Source organism: Streptomyces sp. NRRL S-1022, from assembly GCF_000720135.1.
Classification (GTDB): domain Bacteria; phylum Actinomycetota; class Actinomycetes; order Streptomycetales; family Streptomycetaceae; genus Streptomyces.
The window spans coordinates 45,696-60,699 of record NZ_JOIU01000014.1 but is presented as its reverse complement, the minus strand read 5'-3'; the positions used below and the strand labels follow the sequence as shown (position 1 = coordinate 60,699).

Sequence of the window (15,004 nt, the reverse complement as noted above, 5' to 3'; positions counted from 1 at the left end):
CATGGCCAAGAACAAGAAGAAGAAGCTCCCCCTCGCCTACCAGCCGGTCGGATTCGTGCTCAGCTGGGCGGGTGGCGCGTTGGCCGGCATGGCCTTCCGCAAGGCATGGATGGCGATCCGGCACGAGGAGGACGCGCCCGACGCCCTGGACCCGGACCGCAGCTGGGGCGAGATCCTGCTGGCCGCGGCGGTCCAGGGCGCGATCTTCGCGGTCGTCCGCAGCGCCGTGGACCGCACCGGGGCCAAGGCCATCGCCCGCACGACGGGCGTCTGGCCGGCCACCGACAAGGGCGGCCGCGACTGACCTCCCCACGACCGGGCGGCCCCGCCGGAACGGCGCCGGGCCGCCCGGCCTTCCTGCACCACCCGGGCGGGCCCGGCCGTACACCACCGGGTGGCGTCAGCCCTGTTTCGGGGCCGTCGGCGGGACCAGGCGGAGGGTGAAGGAGTGGCCGGCGGGGTCGGAGTAGCCGCGTTCCTCGTAGGGGCCCGCCGCATCCCTGGTTTCGACGGGGCGCCCGCCGAGGCCGACGATCCGGCGTTCCGCCTCGTCCAAGTCCTCGACGAGGAAGTCGAGATGGGCCTGGAGCGAGTTCTCGGGGCGCGGCCAGCTGGGCGGGGTCGCGTTCACGTCGCGGCGGAAGGCCAGCCGGACGCCGTCGGCGCCCCGGATCTCCACCAGGTTGGCGGACGCGTGGGTCCGCTCGCCCTCCAGGAACTCGCGGTAGAACTCCGCGAGTTTCTCCGGTTCCGCGCAGTCCAGCACGACCACGCCCGCTTTGACCAGTGTCATGGATCCTCCCGGGATGTGTCCTCTTCCCTGCGGATATCCCGGGCCCCCGGATTCAGTCGGCGGACAGCCACCGACCGTCGCGCATCAGCTCCCGCCCGCGCAGCTCGTTCTCCTCGCGCCAGGCCTGGATCCGCTGCGGGAGGACCCGGAAGTACAGGTAGCGCGTGGCCAGTCGACGCGGGTCGAAGCCGGTCTTCCCGGCGAAGACCTCGGCGTCCTCCTCGGGCAGGTCCTCGGGCGTCACCGCCCGTACCGTGCCGTCGACGAGGACGACGTCCCGCGTGGGGCCGATGCCGAGACGGGCCCGGCCGGTGGCCACGAGGTTGCGCCCGGTGGGGCTGTCGGCCGGCGTGGCGAACAGCAGCGTGGCGCCGTCCCACACGAACGACAGCGGCACGAGATACGGGGCGGCGCCGTCGGGACCGGCGGTGGCGACCCACGCGTCGACATCGCTCTCCAGCCGGTGGAGGGTGTCCTTCTTGCTCGCGGCCGTCGTCGCCGGTGTGATGTCCCTGCCGGATGCCGTCCGGCTGCTGGTGACGCGGACGGAGGCGGCGACGCGGACTCCCTCCGGCGGAATGCCGGCCGTCGCCGCGTCACCCGACACGCCGGCCCCCCTGCTCCCCGAAGGAGTCGTGGTCGGAGCGGTGAACGGCCCCCGCCAGACCCTGCTGGCCGGTGCCGACGCGCCGCTCGCCCCGCCACGCCCCCCCGAGGACGACCTCCCTGGCGCGGACTGGGACGATGCGGATCCACCGGAGCCGTCCGCCCGCTCCGACCGATCCACCCGGAAGGCACCATGCACGCTGACCTCCTCTTCACCGGTGGCCCCGTCCTCACCCCCGAGGGCCGTACCGCCACCGCGGTGGCCGTCACCGGCGACCGGATCACCGCCGTCGGCCACGCGGAGGTGCGCGCGCTCGCGGGGCCGCGCACGGAGGTGGTGGACCTGGCCGGGCGGCTGCTGCTGCCCGGTTTCCAGGACGCGCACGTCCATCCGGTACCGGCCGGGCTCGAACTGTCCCGGTGCGATCTGACGGGGGCGACGACGGCCGAGGAGACCGTGGCCGCCGTGCGCGCCTACGCCGAGGCCCACCCGGAGCGGGAGTGGATCCTGGGCGGCGGCTGGTCGATGGAGGCGTTCGCGGGCGGTACGCCGACGAAGGAACTGCTGGACGCGGCCGTCCCGGACCGGCCGGTGTACCTGCCCAACCGCGACCACCACGGCGCCTGGGTGAACAGCCGGGCACTGGAGCTGGCCGGGGTCGGCCGGGACACCCCCGACCCGGCCGACGGACGGATCGAGCGGAACGCCTCCGAAGAGCCCGGCGGCACCCTCCAGGAGGGCGCGATGCGGCTGGTCGGCCGGCTGGCCCCGCCCGCCACCCCCGCCGACCGGCTGGCCGCGCTGCTGCACGCCCAGCGGCACCTGCACGCGCTCGGCATCACCGCCTGGCAGGACGCGCTCGTCGGTGACTTCCTCGGCATGGACGACCCGGCCGGGGCCTACCTCACCGCCGCGCAGGACGGCACGCTGACCGCCCGGGTCGTGGGCGCGCTGTGGTGGGACCGGGAGCGCGGGGCCGAGCAGATCCCCGAACTCGCCGAGAAGCGCGCCGCGCTGAGCCGGGGGCGGTTCCGGGCGGGCGCGGTGAAGCTGATGCTGGACGGCGTCGCCGAGAACGGCACGGCGGCGCTGCTCGACCCCTATCTGGACCGGTGCGGCTGCCGGACCGCCAACCGCGGCAAGAGCTTCATCGATCCCGCCCGGCTCCCCGGGTACGTCACCGAGCTGGACGCCCTCGGTTTCCAGTGCCACTTCCACGCGCTGGGCGACCGGGCCGTACGCGACGCGCTGGACGCGGTGGCGGCGGCCCGCGCCGCGAACGGACCGAACGACACCCGGCCGCATCTCGCGCACCTCCAGGTCGTGCACCCCGACGACGTGCCGCGGTTCGCCCGGCTCGGCGCCACCGCGAACATCCAGCCGCTGTGGGCCGCGCACGAGCCGCAGATGGACGAGCTGACGATCCCGTTCCTCGGGCCCGAACGGGCCGCCCGGCAGTATCCGTTCGCGGCGCTGCTGCGCTCCGGGGCACGGCTCGCGGCGGGCAGCGACTGGCCGGTGAGCAGCCCCGATCCGCTCCAGGGCATCCATGTCGCGGTGAACCGGGTCGAGCCGGGCGGCACCGGACCGGTGTTCCTGCCGGACGAACGGCTGAGCCTGGCCGAGGCGTTGACGGCGTACACGGCCGGTTCGGCGTACGTGAACCACCTGGACGGGACCGGCCGGGTGGCCGTGGGTGCGCTCGCCGACCTGGTGGTGCTGAACCGCGACCCGTTCGCCGGGCCGCCGGAGGCGATCGCGGAGACGGCCGTGGCGCTCACCTACGTCGGGGGCGAGTGCGTGTACGCCGCGGAGTAGGCACCAGGGCACCGGTCAGTCGCAGCCGACGCCGTCCTCGACCAGCGGCCACGCCTCCACCCCGCGGTCCGTGCGGACGTACGCCGTCGCCTTGTCGGCCGTCAGCCACAGCCGGCGGCCGCGGCGGTGGTATCCGGTGTCCCGCGCGTCGGCGGGCATGCGGACGCTGTGGCGGTAGGGCGCCCGGAGCAGCCCGTCCCGGCCCAGCACGCCGTCGGGGTCGCGGGCGTAGGTCCGGTCGCCCAGGGCGAGGAAGTCGGCGGACTGCCAGCCGCAGTGCTCCGGGCCCGGCGCGCTGTGCAGCCGGGCCACCGGAACCCTGCGGCCGGCGCGGTCGGTCCAGATCTGCCGGCCCGCGGTGGCCGTGAAGCTCTCGGGGAGCTCGGCCGGATCGCAGGAGGCGTCGGTCTCCGGGCCCCAGCCGGGCCGGTCCTTCTGGTCCTTGGCGACCACGACCGCCACCTTCGTACGGCCGCCCACGTCGTAGGAGTACAGCACCCGGTCCGGTTCCTCGCGCTCCAGGCGGTAGCCGTGGTCGGGCAGGTCCGGCTGGGCCATGTCGAAGTAGAGGGCCAGTCCCTGCTCCGGTGTGGCGCCGCCGTCGGACGTGCTCCACCCGTCGGGTCCGGAGCCGTCGAAGATCTCCCCGTCGCACTCCAGCGCCCGGCCGGCCGCACCGGAGGCCAGGCGCAACGCCCGGGGGCCGTGTCCGGCAGGTTCCTCGGTGGGGACGTACAGCGGACCGCTGTAGGCGGTCGCCGGCGGGGTGCCCTTCACCACCAGGTCCTGGCGCGGGCCGTCGTCGCACCCCGCCACCGCCACCGCCGTCAGTACCGCCACGGCCACGAGACCTCTTCGCATGCCCGCCCTCTTCTCCTGTGCGCCTGCCGTCGTGCGGTCCTCCGACGCGGGAGCGGGCCGGAACGTTCAGCCGGTCTGCCGGACTTCCTGCGGGAGACCGGCGTGGACGAGCCGGCCGGGCGGCCGGCGGGCTGGTGCTGCCGGTGGACCGAGCGATCCGCGCCCGCTTCCCGTTCACTTCCCGCCCGCTTCCCACCCGCCACACGCGACAAACTCGAAGACATATGTCAATCGAACATGCTCAAATTCCCTCCAACGAGGGTAACTTGGCGATCGGGAAGCGACGTCGGGGCGCGGGCGGGAGGTGGGGCCGAGGTGCGACACGAACCCGTACCTCTCACCCGGCAGCTGAGCGTGTACGAGGACCGCGGGCACATCGTGCTGGAATTACGGGGCGAGATCGACATCGTCTCGGCGGCGGAGATCGGCCCCTTCCTCGACCGGGTCACCGGCCGGGCCGGCCTGCGGCTGGTCATCGACCTGCGGCCGGTGGAGTTCTTCGACTGCTCCGGGCTGCGGCTGCTGTACCGGGCGCGCGCCCGGGTGCTGGAGCGCGGCGGGCAACTGCACCTGGTGTGCACGCACCCGCTGACCCTGCGGGTGTTCCGGGTCACCGGGCTGGCCCGGCTGCTGCCCCCGCACCCCGGCCTGGACGAGGCCCTGGCCCGCTCGGAGGCCGCGTCCGGCTCCCTGTGAGCGGGCCGGCTCCGGCCGGACGGTAGCGGGCCGGGCCGTCGGGGTCGCGCCGGCCGGCCGGTCCCTCTTCCGGAAAGCCTGTCTTGCGCGGGGAGTTCGGGGGCATCCGGTCGGCAGGAAGGAGGACCGTCACGATGACGACTTCCGTGAGACGCCTGCCCGGCTGGGCCAAGGCCGTGGCGGCGCTGGTGCTGGTGCTCGCCGTCCTGTTCGCCGGCATCCGGCTGGCCGTACTGCCGGGCATCAAGGACCTGTTCGGCACCGACACCGATGACCGCTCCGGGCCCGCCCTGCTCAAATCCATCCAGGACATGAGCCGTTACGACGCGGCCTCGGGCAACTTCCAGGTCGTCGTGGACCTGGAGAAGGACGCCAGGTTCCTGCCCGACGCCCTGCACGGCAGCCGCACCCTGTACGTCGGCGCGGGCACCGTGGACGCCTACGTCGACCTCGGCGGGGTGGACGAGCAGGACGTCCGGGTCGACAAGGACCGTACGTCGGCCACGATCCGGCTGCCGCACGCGCGGCTCGGCAAACCGGCCCTGGACCCCGACCACTCCTACGCCGTGTCCAAGCAGCGTGGCCTGCTGGACCGGATCGGCGACCTGTTCTCGGACAACCCCAACAGCGAGCAGGCCGTGCAGAAGCTCGCCGTGCGGCACATCGGCGAGGCGGCCAGGCACAGCGGGCTGACCGCCCGGGCGGAGAGCAACACCACCGGCATGCTCCAGGGCCTGCTGCGCTCGCTCGGCTTCAAGGAGGTGCACATCACCTACGGGACCTGATCAGCCACCCAGTACTCCCGGCAGGGCCAGCGCCCCGAGGACGGTCGCGCCCACCAGGAGCCAGGCCACGTAGTCGCCGACGTGCCCGGACTGCAGACGCCTGAGGGGCGCGGCCCAGCCGGGCGCGGCCACCCAGCGGGGACGGGTGACGGCGAGGCCGGCCAGTGCCACGGCCGGCACGGTGGAGGCCAGGCCCAGCAGCACGCCGTGCGCGGTCCAGTGCACCGAGGCGTGCGCGCCGCCGGAGCCGGCCTCGTTGACGGAGCGGGCCACCACTTCACCGAAGCCGGGGACCACCCCGACGGCGAGGGCGGTGGCGAGCAGCACGGCGGGCACGGCCGTCATGGTGTCCGGGATCCGGCGCAGCAGGCCGGGCGTCTCCGGTTCCTCGTCGGAGCCGCTGGTCTCGTATTCGGCGTCCTCGGGGCGCGGCCCGAGGCCCAGGAAGACGCGGCCGGTGACCCGCAGGACCGCGCCCCCGGTGATCGCGGAGGCCACCACGAACACCACGGTGAGCGGGCCGCCGACCGCCTCCTCGGCGACCGCCTTGCCCAGCGCCGTACCGAACGGCGGCAGGCCGGCCAGGCCCACGGCGCCGACGGCGAACATCACCCCGGTGGCGCGCAGTTGCCGGGCCCTGCCGTGCAGCGCGTGCTCGTCGACGCTGCCGAACCGGTCCAGCAGGACGCCCGCGCAGGCGAACAGCGCGGCCTTCACCCCGGCGTGGCCGAGGATGTACAGGGCCACGCCGTCGTCGCCCTCGGGGGTGAGGACGCCGATCCCGACGAGGAACAGGCCGGTGTGCGAGACGGTGGAGCAGGCGAGGAGGCGTTTGATGTGCCGCTGGTACCAGCACATGACGGCGCCGGTCACGGCCGTGAGGGCACCGAGCGTCACCAGGGCCCGGGTCAGGTCGGCGGCGGGGATGCCGCCGGGTCCGGCGAAGACGGTGCCGTACACCCGCCACACGCCGTAGGTGCCGAGTTCGACCATGACGCCGGACAGCAGCATGCAGACCGGGGTGGGGGCGACGGCGTGCGCGTCGGGGAGCCAGAAGTGGAAGGGCACGGCCGCCGCCTTCACCAGCAGGCCGGTCAGTACCAGCACGAAGGAGGCGAGGACCAGCGCGTCCGGGCCGCCCTGCCCGGCGGCGGCGTCGAGCCCGCGGCCGATCTTGGCCATGGCCAGTTCGCCGGTACGGGCGTACAGCAGGGCGATGCCCATCAGCATGGCGTACGCGCCGAGGGAGTTGACGACCCCGAACGTCAGGGCGCCCTGGACGGCCTTCGCCTCGTCGATGCGGTAGCCGGTCAGGGCGTACGCCACCACGCTCATCAGCTCGAAGAACACGAACGCGTTGAACAGGTCGCCGGCCACGGCGAATCCGCACATGGCGCCCTGGAAGACCAGCATCAGCGCGGTGAAGGAGCCGGTGCGCTCCCGTGGCGGCTCGTCGAAGTAGCGCCAGGAGTAGGCGAGGGCGGCGAGGGTCAGCAGCGAGGCCAGCGCGGCCATGCCGAGCGCCGGACCGTCCCCGACGACCAGGATGCCGACGCTCTCGCCGTCGACGGGCAGCCAGCCGCCGGCCCACTCCACCATGGGCGGCGCCGAGTTCAGCAGCAGCACGAGCGCGAGGGCCGCCGTGGTACCGGAAACGGCGAACCCGACGACCTCGGCCGCGACGCGGGGCAGCCGGCGGCCCGTGGCCGCCAGCAGGGCGGCGCCGAACAGCGGGATCGCGACCAGGAGCGGGATCAGGTGGTGCATCAGCCGCGCAGCTCCCGCAGTTCGTCGGGGTCGAGGGTGCCGTGCCGTTTGGCGATCTGCAGGACGAGGGCGAGCAGCAGTGCGGTGACGGTGGCGCCGACGACGATGTCGGTGAGGGTGAGGGCCTGCACCACCGGGTCGACGACCGGCCGGGATCCGGGCCTGATGTCGGAGAAGACGGGTGCGGTGGCGCCGTCGCGGTAGCCGACCGCCAGCAGCAGGACGTAGGTGGCGGACTGGCAGACGGCGAGACAGCCGACGGTGTGGATCAGGTTCCGGCTGGTGGCGAGGCCGTAGCAGCCCGTCAGGAAGACGTAGGCGGCGACCAGGTAGGGCAGGACGTGCATCGCGGTGTTCACCTCGCGGGCTCCTCCTCGATCTCGACGGCCTGGTCGAGGAAGTGGGCGAGCAGGGCGACGACCGCACTGGCCACCTCCATGCCGACGGCCGCGTTCAGCAGCGGGACCGTGCCACCGGAGGACAGGGTGTTGAAAGTGCCGTACGGGAGCAGGGTGTTGGCCAGGAACGCGGTGCCGGCCAGGATTCCGGCGGCGCCCAGCACGAGGTAGGCGCAGACCGCGAGGGAGTCGGTGGTCTCGAAGACGCCGAGCGGGCGGACGCGTTCCAGCGCGCCGTAGTCGGCGCCGAGGTAGAGCAGGTGCAGGGCGGTCGCGGCGACGACCCCGCCCTGGAAGCCGCCGCCGGGGCTGAGCTGGCCGTGGGCGATCACGTACAGGCCGGTGACCAGGGCGACGGGCAGCACGAGCAGGGCGTAGCGGCGGACCGGGCGGACCACCTCGGCGGGTTCCGGCCGCGCCCGGTGCTCGTCGCGGGCCTGGCGCAGCAGCACCACGCAGCCGAGGACGGCGGCGAACAGGATGCTCATCTCGCCGAGGGTGTCGTAGGCGCGCTGGTCGAAGTTGACGGAGGCGATGGTGTTGGCGGTGTGCCGGGCCAGGGAGGCGTGCACGGCGCGGTCACCGTACGGGTGCCGGGGGCCGCCGAAGTCCGGCAGGCGGAAGCAGGCGGCGACGAGCAGGGCGGCGAGGCCGGCGCCGCCGACGGCCAGCAGGTACCGCCGCAGCCGGTTCACTTCCGCTCCCGCCCGGTCCGGCCCCGGCGTCTGACCTTGCGCACCGACAGCATGATCAGCAGCGGGGTGAGGGCGGAGCCGACGGCCAGCTGGGACAGGCCGACGTCCGGGGCCTGGAGCACCGTGAACAGCACGGCCAGCACCATCCCGAGGACGGACAGCACCAGTGCCTGGCGGGCGGGGTCGCGCTGGACCACGGCGGCGGTGGCGCAGGCGGCCACGAGCAGCAGGACGACGACGATCACCGCATCGGACACGCGCCACCCGCCCTCGCCACCCCGGCCGCCCTCGCCGGCCCGCCCGTCGCGCCCGTCGCGCCCGGCCCCGGCATCCCGTCAGCCACCCCGGACCCCCCGGAAGCCGCCCGCCAAGGCCCGTGAGGCGACGACGTTGCCGCCGATCAGCAGGGTGCCGATCAGCAGCAGCTTCACCATGGACCGGCCCGGTCCGCCGGCCACGCACAGCACGACGACGACGGCCGCGCCCAGTCCGGCGGCGGCCCAGGTCAGGCCCCAGGCGCTCGGGCGGCCCGGTTCGTCGGAGAGCAGGCGGGCGAAGACGAGCGTGCCGACCGGGCCGAGCAGGGCGAGCAGCAGGGCGAGGTCGACGTAGGCCGGGCGGCCGTAGCCCTGGGCGAGGAGCAGCAGGGCCGGGCAGACGACGGAGGTGGTCAGGTTCTGGGCGGTCAACCGGCGGGCCGGCGGGCCGGTGGCCACGCCCCACAGGGCGGCCGCGCCTCCCCCGCCCAGGTCGACGGTCGCCGCCAGGATCCAGCCGTTCACCGCCAGGTCACCGCCCGCCGGCCGGCCCGGGCCAGTAGCGCGCCGACGGCGGCGCAGCTCGCGCCGACGATCCGTTCGAGCGTGTCGACGGTCGTGATGAGCACCAGCCACAGCAGCGCCAGCGCCGCCCACCAGACGAGGAGTTCACCCGCTCCGAGGAGGAGCGCGCGGGCGGCCGTACGACGGGTCATGCAGCGCCTCCTCGGCCTCTTTGCCCGGAATGCAGCGGTCCATCCGGAATGCCGCTGGAGGCATCCAAGCACCGCCGGACCCGGGCGGGAGCGGCGGCGCGCGGGTCCGCACCCGGAGTGCCCCGGAGGCGTGAACGAAAACCACGGGCCGCCGCCGGGCGGTGGCATCCCGGGCCGCGGCGCGGGTAACCGACGGTCGGAGCCCGCACGTTGACGACTGGAGGACCGCATGGCCCGTACCGTCCCACGGCTGCCGGAGGTGCTGCGCGCCGCCCGTAACCGACGCCCGGACGACCGACCGGACGACCGAGCGGAGGACCGTCCGGACGACCGCCCGGACGACAAGGAGCAGCCGGCGCGGCCCCCGGGCCCGCCGCGGCACGCGCTGCCGCTCCCCCTGCGGCTCCTCGCCGTGCTGGTGGCGTTCGCGTTGATGGTGGCGTTCGCCGTCGTCCTGGCCCGGATCACGCTCCAGCCGTCGCCCGCCTCGGTGCCGCTGACACACAGCAACCTGCACCCGGGCCGCTCGCTCAGGGCCTATCTGGAGCACGCTCCGCTGCGGGACGCGCTCCGCCAGCTCGGCGGGAACATACTGCTCGGCGTGCCGTTCGGGGTGCTGGTGCCCGTGCTCGCGCCGCGGGCCCGGGGAGCGGCGCGGGTGACGGCGCTGACGGCCCTGGTGATGCTGATGGTGGAGCTGGTACAGGGCGCGCTGGTCACCGGACGGGCCTTCGACATCGACGACGTGATCCTCAACACGACCGGGGCGCTGCTGGGTTGGCTGCTGCTGGGGCGGCGGCTCGGGCGTGGCGTACACCGGCGCGTGTCCGGGCCCGCAGCCGGCTGACGATCGGGAAAGAGGTCTGTACCAGGGTATTGACGAGCCCTTATCTCACTTCTTAAATCAAGAGGCGCATGCTCCCACCCCCCACCGAACGGAGAGCCATGGCCTCCCCCCGTCTGCTCCGCAGATGTCTCCTCGCCGCCCTGTCCGCCGCGCTCGTCGGCTCCGTCGCCGTCGGCCCGGCACAGGCCCGGACCGCCGCCCCGGCCGCCGCGGCCGTCACCACCTTCTCCGACACCTTCGACGGGCCCGCGGGCGCCGCCGTCGACTCCTCGAAGTGGACGCTGGAGACCGGTGACAACGTCAACAACCACGAGCGGCAGTACTACACCTCGGGCACGAAGAACGCGGCCCTGGACGGCCAGGGCCATCTGGTGATCACGGCCCGCAAGGAGAACCCGGCCGGTTACCAGTGCTGGTACGGCAGTTGCCAGTACACCTCGGCCCGGCTGAACACGGCCGGGAAGTTCAACGCCCAGTACGGCCATGTCGAGGCCCGGATGAAGATCCCGCGCGGGCAGGGCATGTGGCCCGCGTTCTGGATGCTGGGCACGCCGGTCAACTGGCCGGACTCCGGTGAGATCGACGTGATGGAGAACGTCGGCTTCGAACCCTCCACCGTGCACGGCACCATCCACGGCCCCGGCTATTCCGGCTCGGGCGGCATAGGCGCCCCCTACTCGCTGCCGAACGGGCAGGCCTTCGCGGACGCCTTCCACACCTTCGCCGTCGACTGGGCGCCCGACTCGATCACCTGGTCGGTGGACGGGAACGTCTACCAGCGCCGCACGCCGGCCGACCTGGGCGGCAAGACCTGGGTGTTCAACAAGCCGTTCTTCCTGATCCTGAACCTCGCGGTCGGCGGCTACTGGCCCGGCGACCCGGACGGCTCGACGCAGTTCCCCCAGACACTGGTGGTGGACTCGGTGTCGGTGACGACGAGCGACAGCGCCGCCGGCGTGCCGATCCGGGGCCTGGCGGGCAAGTGCGTGGACGTGGCCGGCGCGAACTCCGCGAACGGCACCCCGGTCCAGCTCTACGACTGCAACGGCACGGGCGCACAGGCGTGGACCGTCGGCTCGGACGGCACACTCCGCGCGCTCGGCAAGTGCCTGGACGTCAGCGGCGGCGGCACCGCCGACGGCACGCCCGTCCAGCTGTGGGACTGCAACGGGAGCACCGCCCAGAAGTGGGCCCTCCCGGCGGCCCGCGACATCGTCAACCCGCAGGCGAACAAGTGCCTGGACGTGACCGGGAACAACGCGGCCAACGGCACCCGGCTGCAGATCTGGACCTGCACGGGCGGCGCCAACCAGAAGTGGACGGTCGGCTGAGCCCGTCGCGCCGGCCGGTCAGTGCAGCCTCCAGGTGTACTTGTCGCCGCCCACCCAGCGGACCGCGTCCGGGTCGTCCAGGTCGTGGATGAGGATGCCGTAGGAGGCGGCCGTCTCCAGCACGTCCGTGACGGTCCGGGCCTCACCGACCACCTGACCGTCGATCTCCATGATCCGGAAGGGCGGCTCACCGTGCCTGCCCGGGCATACGCCGAGGACCATGATCCGCGGACGGGAGATGTAGGGAGCTGCTTGTTCGGTCATGCAATCGAGGGTAGAACGCAACCCGCGCCGACGGGTCATCCGGCGGAGCGGTCCAGAAGATCGGGTACGGCCGCCTCGACGGCCCCCTGCGTGGCCGGACGCCCGGACTCCCCGTGTTCACCCGGCCGGGTGAACACGGGGGCCTCGGTCACGCCCTGCTCGGACGGCTCGAAGCACCCCCGCCCCTCCCCGCCCCTCGGCCGCGGCTCACGGACGGCGCCAGTCGTCGCTGGTCAGATGGGAGCCGGCCTGCGGCCCCATGCGCAGCATGCCGCCGTCGACGCTCCAGGAGGCGCCGGTGACGTAGGAGGCGTCCGGGCTCGCCAGGAACGCGATCACCGCGGCGACCTCACGGGCGTCGCCGGGCCGGCCGAGCGGCACGCCGGGGCGGCGCTCGGTGTGGACGTCGGTGTCCTCCTGGCCGGTCATCGGGGTGGCGATCTCGCCCGGCGCGACCGCGTTCACGGTGATCCCGTGCTCGGCCAGCTCCAGGGCCATCACCTGGGTGAGCAGGCCGAGACCGCCCTTGGCCGCGCAGTACGGGGCCGCGCCGACCCGGGGCTGGTGCTCGTGCACCGAGGTGACGTTGACGATCCGGCCGCCGTCGCCCTGCCGGATCATGCGCCGCGCGGCCCGCTGACCCAGCAGGAACGGGCCGACGAGGTCGACGTCCAGGACCCGGCGCACATCGGTCAGGGTCAGGTCCAGATAGGGGGTCATGGTGCCCGTACCGGCGTTGTTGACCAGCACATCGATCCGGCCCAGTTCCTCGCACAGCTCGTCCACGGTGTCGGCGGCCTCCGGCAGCCGGGTGAGGTCCAGGTGGGCGACGGCCGCGCGGCGGCCGCGCGCGCGGACCTCCCGCGCCGTCTCCTCGGCACCCTTCTCGTCCGTGTGCCAGGTGATGCCGACGTCCAGGCCGGTCTCGGCCAGGCGTACGGCGGTGGCCCGGCCGATGCCGGAGTCCGCGCCCGTGATCAGTGCCGTGCGCTGCGCTGCTGGTACGGACATGGCTCGACTCCTCACGCTGGGTGTCCGGACGAGTCTCCGCAGTACCCGGGGGCGGTGCGGGCAAACGGGGTCCGCCGTGCGGGGTCACCGGCCGTCGCCCGCCGGTTCCGGGTGGCCACCGCGGCCGGCCCGGACGACTCGCTCCGGGTGCGCGGGCCGCGGTGCGTGGCCGGCCGCCCGCGCTGTTCCCCGCGCTCCGCACGGGCCGCTGGTGCACCCTTGATTCCCATGGACCCCGTCGCCGCCCTCGACCGGATCGCCTTCCTGCTGGAGCGGGCGCTCGCGCCCGCCTACCGGGTACGGGCCTTCCGTACCGCCTCCCGGACGCTGGCCGCGCTGCCCGAGGGCGAGGTGGCCGCGCGGGCCGCGGACGGGACGCTGGAGTCGCTGAAAGGGGTCGGGCCGAAGACCGCGCAGGTGGTGCGGGAGGCGCTGGCCGGCGAGGTGCCCGGTTACCTGCGCAGGCTGGAGGAGGAGGCCGGGACGCCGGCCGGTGCCGAGGGGGCCGGCGCCGGACTGCGGGCGCTGATCCGCGGGGACTGCCACACGCACTCGGACTGGTCCGACGGGGGCAGTCCGATCGAGGAGATGGGGCGGGCGGCGGCCGAGCTGGGGCACGAGTGGACCGTGCTCACCGACCACTCCCCGCGGCTGACCGTGGCCCGCGGGCTGTCGCCCGAGCGGCTGCGCGAGCAGCTGTCGGTGGTGGCGGAGCTGAACGCCCGCTGGGCACCGTTCCGGCTGCTCACCGGCATCGAGTGCGACATCCTCGACGACGGCTCGCTGGACCAGGAGGAGGACCTGCTGGCGCAGCTGGACGTGGTCGTGGTGTCGGTGCACTCCAAGCTGCGGATGGACGCGCGGTCCATGACCCGCCGGATGACGGCGGCCGTGCGCAGCCCGCACGCCGACGTCCTCGGGCACTGCACCGGGCGCCTGGTCACGGGCCGGGGGCGGCCGGAGTCGCAGTTCGACGCGGACGAGGTGTTCGCCGCGTGCGCGGAGTCGGGCACCGCCGTGGAGATCAACAGCCGCCCGGAACGGCTGGACCCGCCCCGGCGGCTGCTGCGCCGGGCGGTCGAGGCAGGGGTGCTGTTCTCGGTCGACACCGACGCGCACGCACCCGGCCAGCTGGACTGGCAGATCCTCGGCTGCGCCCGTGCCGAGGAGTGCGGGGTGCCGCCCGAACGGGTGGTGACCACCTGGTCGGCCGGGGAACTGCTGGACTGGACCCACGAGGGCCGGCTGCCGGCACGCGTGGCCGGGTCCGGGCGTGGTACCCGGTCCGGGAACTGAGAGAAGGGAACCCCGGATGGACCGTGCCGCCGTGTTCGACGTCGACGGAACGCTCGTCGACACCAATCACCTGCATGTCGTCACCTGGTGGGAAGCGTTCCGGCAGGCCGGTCACGACGTGCCCATGCACGCCGTGCACCGGGCCGTCGGCCTCGGCTCCACGGATCTGGTCGCCCATCTGCTCGGCGACGACCGGGACCCCGGCCAGGACGCCGCTCTGAGCGCGGCGCACAAGGCGCTGTACGGCCAGTACTTCGACCGGCTCCCCGCCCTGCCGGGGGCCGGGGAGCTGCTGCGGCGGCTGCACGGGGACGGCTGGACGGTGGTTCTCGCCACCTCGGCCAGCGGTGCCGAGCTGGGCGCGCTGCGCCGGGCTATCGACGCGGACGACGCCATCACCGGCACGGCGAGCGCGGACGACGTCGAGCAGGGCAAGCCGGCCCCGGAACCCGTGGAGCACGCGCTGGAGCTGGCCGGGGTACCGGCCTCGCGGGCGGTGTTCGTCGGGGACACCGTGTGGGACATGCGGGCGGGCAGCAAGGCCGGGGTGCGCTGTGTCGGGGTGCTGTGCGGCGGGATCCCCCGGGCGGACCTGGAGGAGGCGGGTGCGCAGGAGGTGTACGCCGACCCCGCCGACCTGCTGGCGCGCCTGGCCGGGAGCCCGCTGGGGTGAGCGGCACCGGGAGTGACGCAGGTCACGAAAGGGGACGGAACACCCAAGGGTGGTTGCCCGTTGAACAAACCGTGGGTGTGGATGGGACAGTGTCCCCGGGCCTCACCTCAAGCCCACAGGGACGATCGTCCGGCTGAAGCCCTGTGGAGCCATTCGCCGAGAGGCGACCGCCATCCGCGCCCACACCCC

At 74.0% G+C, this 15,004-nt stretch carries 19 protein-coding genes; 8 read left to right on the top strand and 11 right to left on the bottom strand.

Translation table 11 applies throughout. From position 1 onward, the window contains the following. The first annotated feature begins 1 nt into the window (after position 1). Positions 2–304 (top strand): DUF4235 domain-containing protein, encoded by a 303-nt coding sequence (locus IG05_RS0120585; RefSeq protein WP_030344613.1) that lies wholly within the window; start codon positions 2–4, stop codon positions 302–304. Positions 305–400: 96 nt separating this feature from the next. Here IG05_RS0120585 and IG05_RS0120580 read toward each other — a convergent pair whose 3' ends face one another. Next, positions 401–793 (bottom strand): VOC family protein, encoded by a 393-nt coding sequence (locus IG05_RS0120580; RefSeq protein WP_030344611.1) that lies wholly within the window; start codon positions 791–793, stop codon positions 401–403. Positions 794–845: 52 nt separating this feature from the next. Then, positions 846–1,301 carry a pyridoxamine 5'-phosphate oxidase family protein gene (locus IG05_RS0120575; protein ID WP_030344609.1) on the bottom strand — a complete coding sequence of 152 codons (456 nt, stop codon included), beginning with the start codon at positions 1,299–1,301 and terminating at the stop codon, positions 846–848. Between the two features lie 291 nt (positions 1,302–1,592). Between IG05_RS0120575 and IG05_RS0120570 the strand changes: the two genes are divergently transcribed. Continuing rightward, on the top strand, positions 1,593–3,218 hold the full coding sequence (locus tag IG05_RS0120570; protein WP_030344608.1) for an amidohydrolase: 1,626 nt from the start codon (positions 1,593–1,595) through the stop codon (positions 3,216–3,218). A gap of 15 nt (positions 3,219–3,233) precedes the next feature. On the opposite strand, the gene IG05_RS0120565 is transcribed toward IG05_RS0120570, so the two are convergent. Next, positions 3,234–4,079: a hypothetical protein gene (locus tag IG05_RS0120565; protein ID WP_030344606.1), complete on the bottom strand. Its 846-nt coding sequence runs from the start codon at positions 4,077–4,079 to the stop codon at positions 3,234–3,236. Between the two features lie 315 nt (positions 4,080–4,394). Between IG05_RS0120565 and IG05_RS0120560 the strand changes: the two genes are divergently transcribed. Next, positions 4,395–4,775, top strand: a complete 381-nt coding sequence (locus IG05_RS0120560) for an anti-sigma factor antagonist (RefSeq protein WP_030344605.1) — start codon at positions 4,395–4,397, stop codon at positions 4,773–4,775. Positions 4,776–4,909: 134 nt separating this feature from the next. After that, a complete protein-coding gene (locus IG05_RS0120555) occupies positions 4,910–5,560 on the top strand; it encodes a DUF4230 domain-containing protein (RefSeq protein WP_030344603.1) in 651 nt (216 codons plus the stop codon). Here the strand turns inward: IG05_RS0120555 and IG05_RS0120550 are convergent, their stop codons facing one another. The 6 genes from IG05_RS0120550 to IG05_RS0120525 form a co-directional block, all read right to left on the bottom strand. Beyond that, entirely contained in the window at positions 5,561–7,327 is a 1,767-nt protein-coding gene (locus IG05_RS0120550) for a complex I subunit 5 family protein (RefSeq protein WP_030344601.1), read from the bottom strand. Next, positions 7,327–7,674: a sodium:proton antiporter gene (locus tag IG05_RS0120545; RefSeq protein WP_030344599.1), complete on the bottom strand. Its 348-nt coding sequence runs from the start codon at positions 7,672–7,674 to the stop codon at positions 7,327–7,329. The genes IG05_RS0120550 and IG05_RS0120545 overlap by 1 nt, the downstream gene beginning before the upstream one ends. 8 nt (positions 7,675–7,682) lie before the next feature. Then, on the bottom strand, positions 7,683–8,420 hold the full coding sequence (locus tag IG05_RS0120540) for an MnhB domain-containing protein (protein WP_030344597.1): 738 nt from the start codon (positions 8,418–8,420) through the stop codon (positions 7,683–7,685). Further along, positions 8,417–8,677, bottom strand: a complete 261-nt coding sequence (locus tag IG05_RS0120535) for a hydrogenase subunit MbhD domain-containing protein (protein WP_030344596.1) — start codon at positions 8,675–8,677, stop codon at positions 8,417–8,419. Before IG05_RS0120535 ends, IG05_RS0120540 begins: the two co-directional genes overlap by 4 nt. 78 nt (positions 8,678–8,755) lie before the next feature. Beyond that, a complete protein-coding gene (locus IG05_RS0120530) occupies positions 8,756–9,202 on the bottom strand; it encodes an MrpF/PhaF family protein (protein ID WP_030344594.1) in 447 nt (148 codons plus the stop codon). Continuing rightward, on the bottom strand, positions 9,199–9,393 hold the full coding sequence (locus tag IG05_RS0120525; protein ID WP_030344592.1) for a hypothetical protein: 195 nt from the start codon (positions 9,391–9,393) through the stop codon (positions 9,199–9,201). The genes IG05_RS0120530 and IG05_RS0120525 overlap by 4 nt, the downstream gene beginning before the upstream one ends. Positions 9,394–9,622: 229 nt before the next feature. On the opposite strand from IG05_RS0120525, the gene IG05_RS0120520 reads away from it, so the two are divergent. Together IG05_RS0120520 and IG05_RS0120515 are read left to right on the top strand one after the other, a co-directional pair. Then, the gene (locus IG05_RS0120520; protein WP_199808355.1) at positions 9,623–10,240 is read left to right on the top strand and encodes a VanZ family protein; all 618 of its coding nucleotides are present in this window, start codon (positions 9,623–9,625) and stop codon (positions 10,238–10,240) included. Between the two features lie 98 nt (positions 10,241–10,338). Further along, positions 10,339–11,571, top strand: a complete 1,233-nt coding sequence (locus IG05_RS0120515; RefSeq protein ID WP_030344587.1) for a glycoside hydrolase family 16 protein — start codon at positions 10,339–10,341, stop codon at positions 11,569–11,571. An 18-nt stretch (positions 11,572–11,589) separates the two neighbouring features. On the opposite strand, the gene IG05_RS0120510 is transcribed toward IG05_RS0120515, so the two are convergent. Beyond that, on the bottom strand, positions 11,590–11,835 hold the full coding sequence (locus IG05_RS0120510) for a hypothetical protein (protein ID WP_030344585.1): 246 nt from the start codon (positions 11,833–11,835) through the stop codon (positions 11,590–11,592). A 207-nt stretch (positions 11,836–12,042) separates the two neighbouring features. Then, positions 12,043–12,846, bottom strand: a complete 804-nt coding sequence (locus IG05_RS0120500; protein WP_051790069.1) for an SDR family oxidoreductase — start codon at positions 12,844–12,846, stop codon at positions 12,043–12,045. 228 nt (positions 12,847–13,074) lie between these two features. Between IG05_RS0120500 and IG05_RS0120495 the strand changes: the two genes are divergently transcribed. Both IG05_RS0120495 and IG05_RS0120490 read left to right on the top strand, forming a co-directional pair. Continuing rightward, positions 13,075–14,142: a PHP domain-containing protein gene (locus IG05_RS0120495; protein WP_030344580.1), complete on the top strand. Its 1,068-nt coding sequence runs from the start codon at positions 13,075–13,077 to the stop codon at positions 14,140–14,142. Between the two features lie 16 nt (positions 14,143–14,158). Next, complete coding sequence (locus tag IG05_RS0120490) at positions 14,159–14,815, top strand: HAD family hydrolase (protein ID WP_030344575.1); 657 nt, start codon at positions 14,159–14,161, stop codon at positions 14,813–14,815. Positions 14,816–15,004: the final 189 nt, after the last annotated feature.

Bases quoted from the DNA above. Each gene is read 5' to 3' on its own strand.
- IG05_RS0120585 (WP_030344613.1), top strand. From the start codon at position 2: ATGGCCAAGAACAAGAAGAAGAAGCTCCCCCTCGCCTACCAGCCGGTC.
- IG05_RS0120580 (WP_030344611.1), bottom strand. From the start codon at position 793: ATGACACTGGTCAAAGCGGGCGTGGTCGTGCTGGACTGCGCGGAACCG.
- IG05_RS0120570 (WP_030344608.1), top strand. From the start codon at position 1,593: ATGCACGCTGACCTCCTCTTCACCGGTGGCCCCGTCCTCACCCCCGAG.
- IG05_RS0120565 (WP_030344606.1), bottom strand. From the start codon at position 4,079: ATGCGAAGAGGTCTCGTGGCCGTGGCGGTACTGACGGCGGTGGCGGTG.
- IG05_RS0120555 (WP_030344603.1), top strand. From the start codon at position 4,910: ATGACGACTTCCGTGAGACGCCTGCCCGGCTGGGCCAAGGCCGTGGCG.
- IG05_RS0120550 (WP_030344601.1), bottom strand. From the start codon at position 7,327: ATGCACCACCTGATCCCGCTCCTGGTCGCGATCCCGCTGTTCGGCGCC.
- IG05_RS0120545 (WP_030344599.1), bottom strand. From the start codon at position 7,674: ATGCACGTCCTGCCCTACCTGGTCGCCGCCTACGTCTTCCTGACGGGC.
- IG05_RS0120525 (WP_030344592.1), bottom strand. From the start codon at position 9,393: ATGACCCGTCGTACGGCCGCCCGCGCGCTCCTCCTCGGAGCGGGTGAA.
- IG05_RS0120520 (WP_199808355.1), top strand. From the start codon at position 9,623: ATGGCCCGTACCGTCCCACGGCTGCCGGAGGTGCTGCGCGCCGCCCGT.
- IG05_RS0120515 (WP_030344587.1), top strand. From the start codon at position 10,339: ATGGCCTCCCCCCGTCTGCTCCGCAGATGTCTCCTCGCCGCCCTGTCC.
- IG05_RS0120510 (WP_030344585.1), bottom strand. From the start codon at position 11,835: ATGACCGAACAAGCAGCTCCCTACATCTCCCGTCCGCGGATCATGGTC.
- IG05_RS0120500 (WP_051790069.1), bottom strand. From the start codon at position 12,846: ATGTCCGTACCAGCAGCGCAGCGCACGGCACTGATCACGGGCGCGGAC.
- IG05_RS0120495 (WP_030344580.1), top strand. From the start codon at position 13,075: ATGGACCCCGTCGCCGCCCTCGACCGGATCGCCTTCCTGCTGGAGCGG.
- IG05_RS0120490 (WP_030344575.1), top strand. From the start codon at position 14,159: ATGGACCGTGCCGCCGTGTTCGACGTCGACGGAACGCTCGTCGACACC.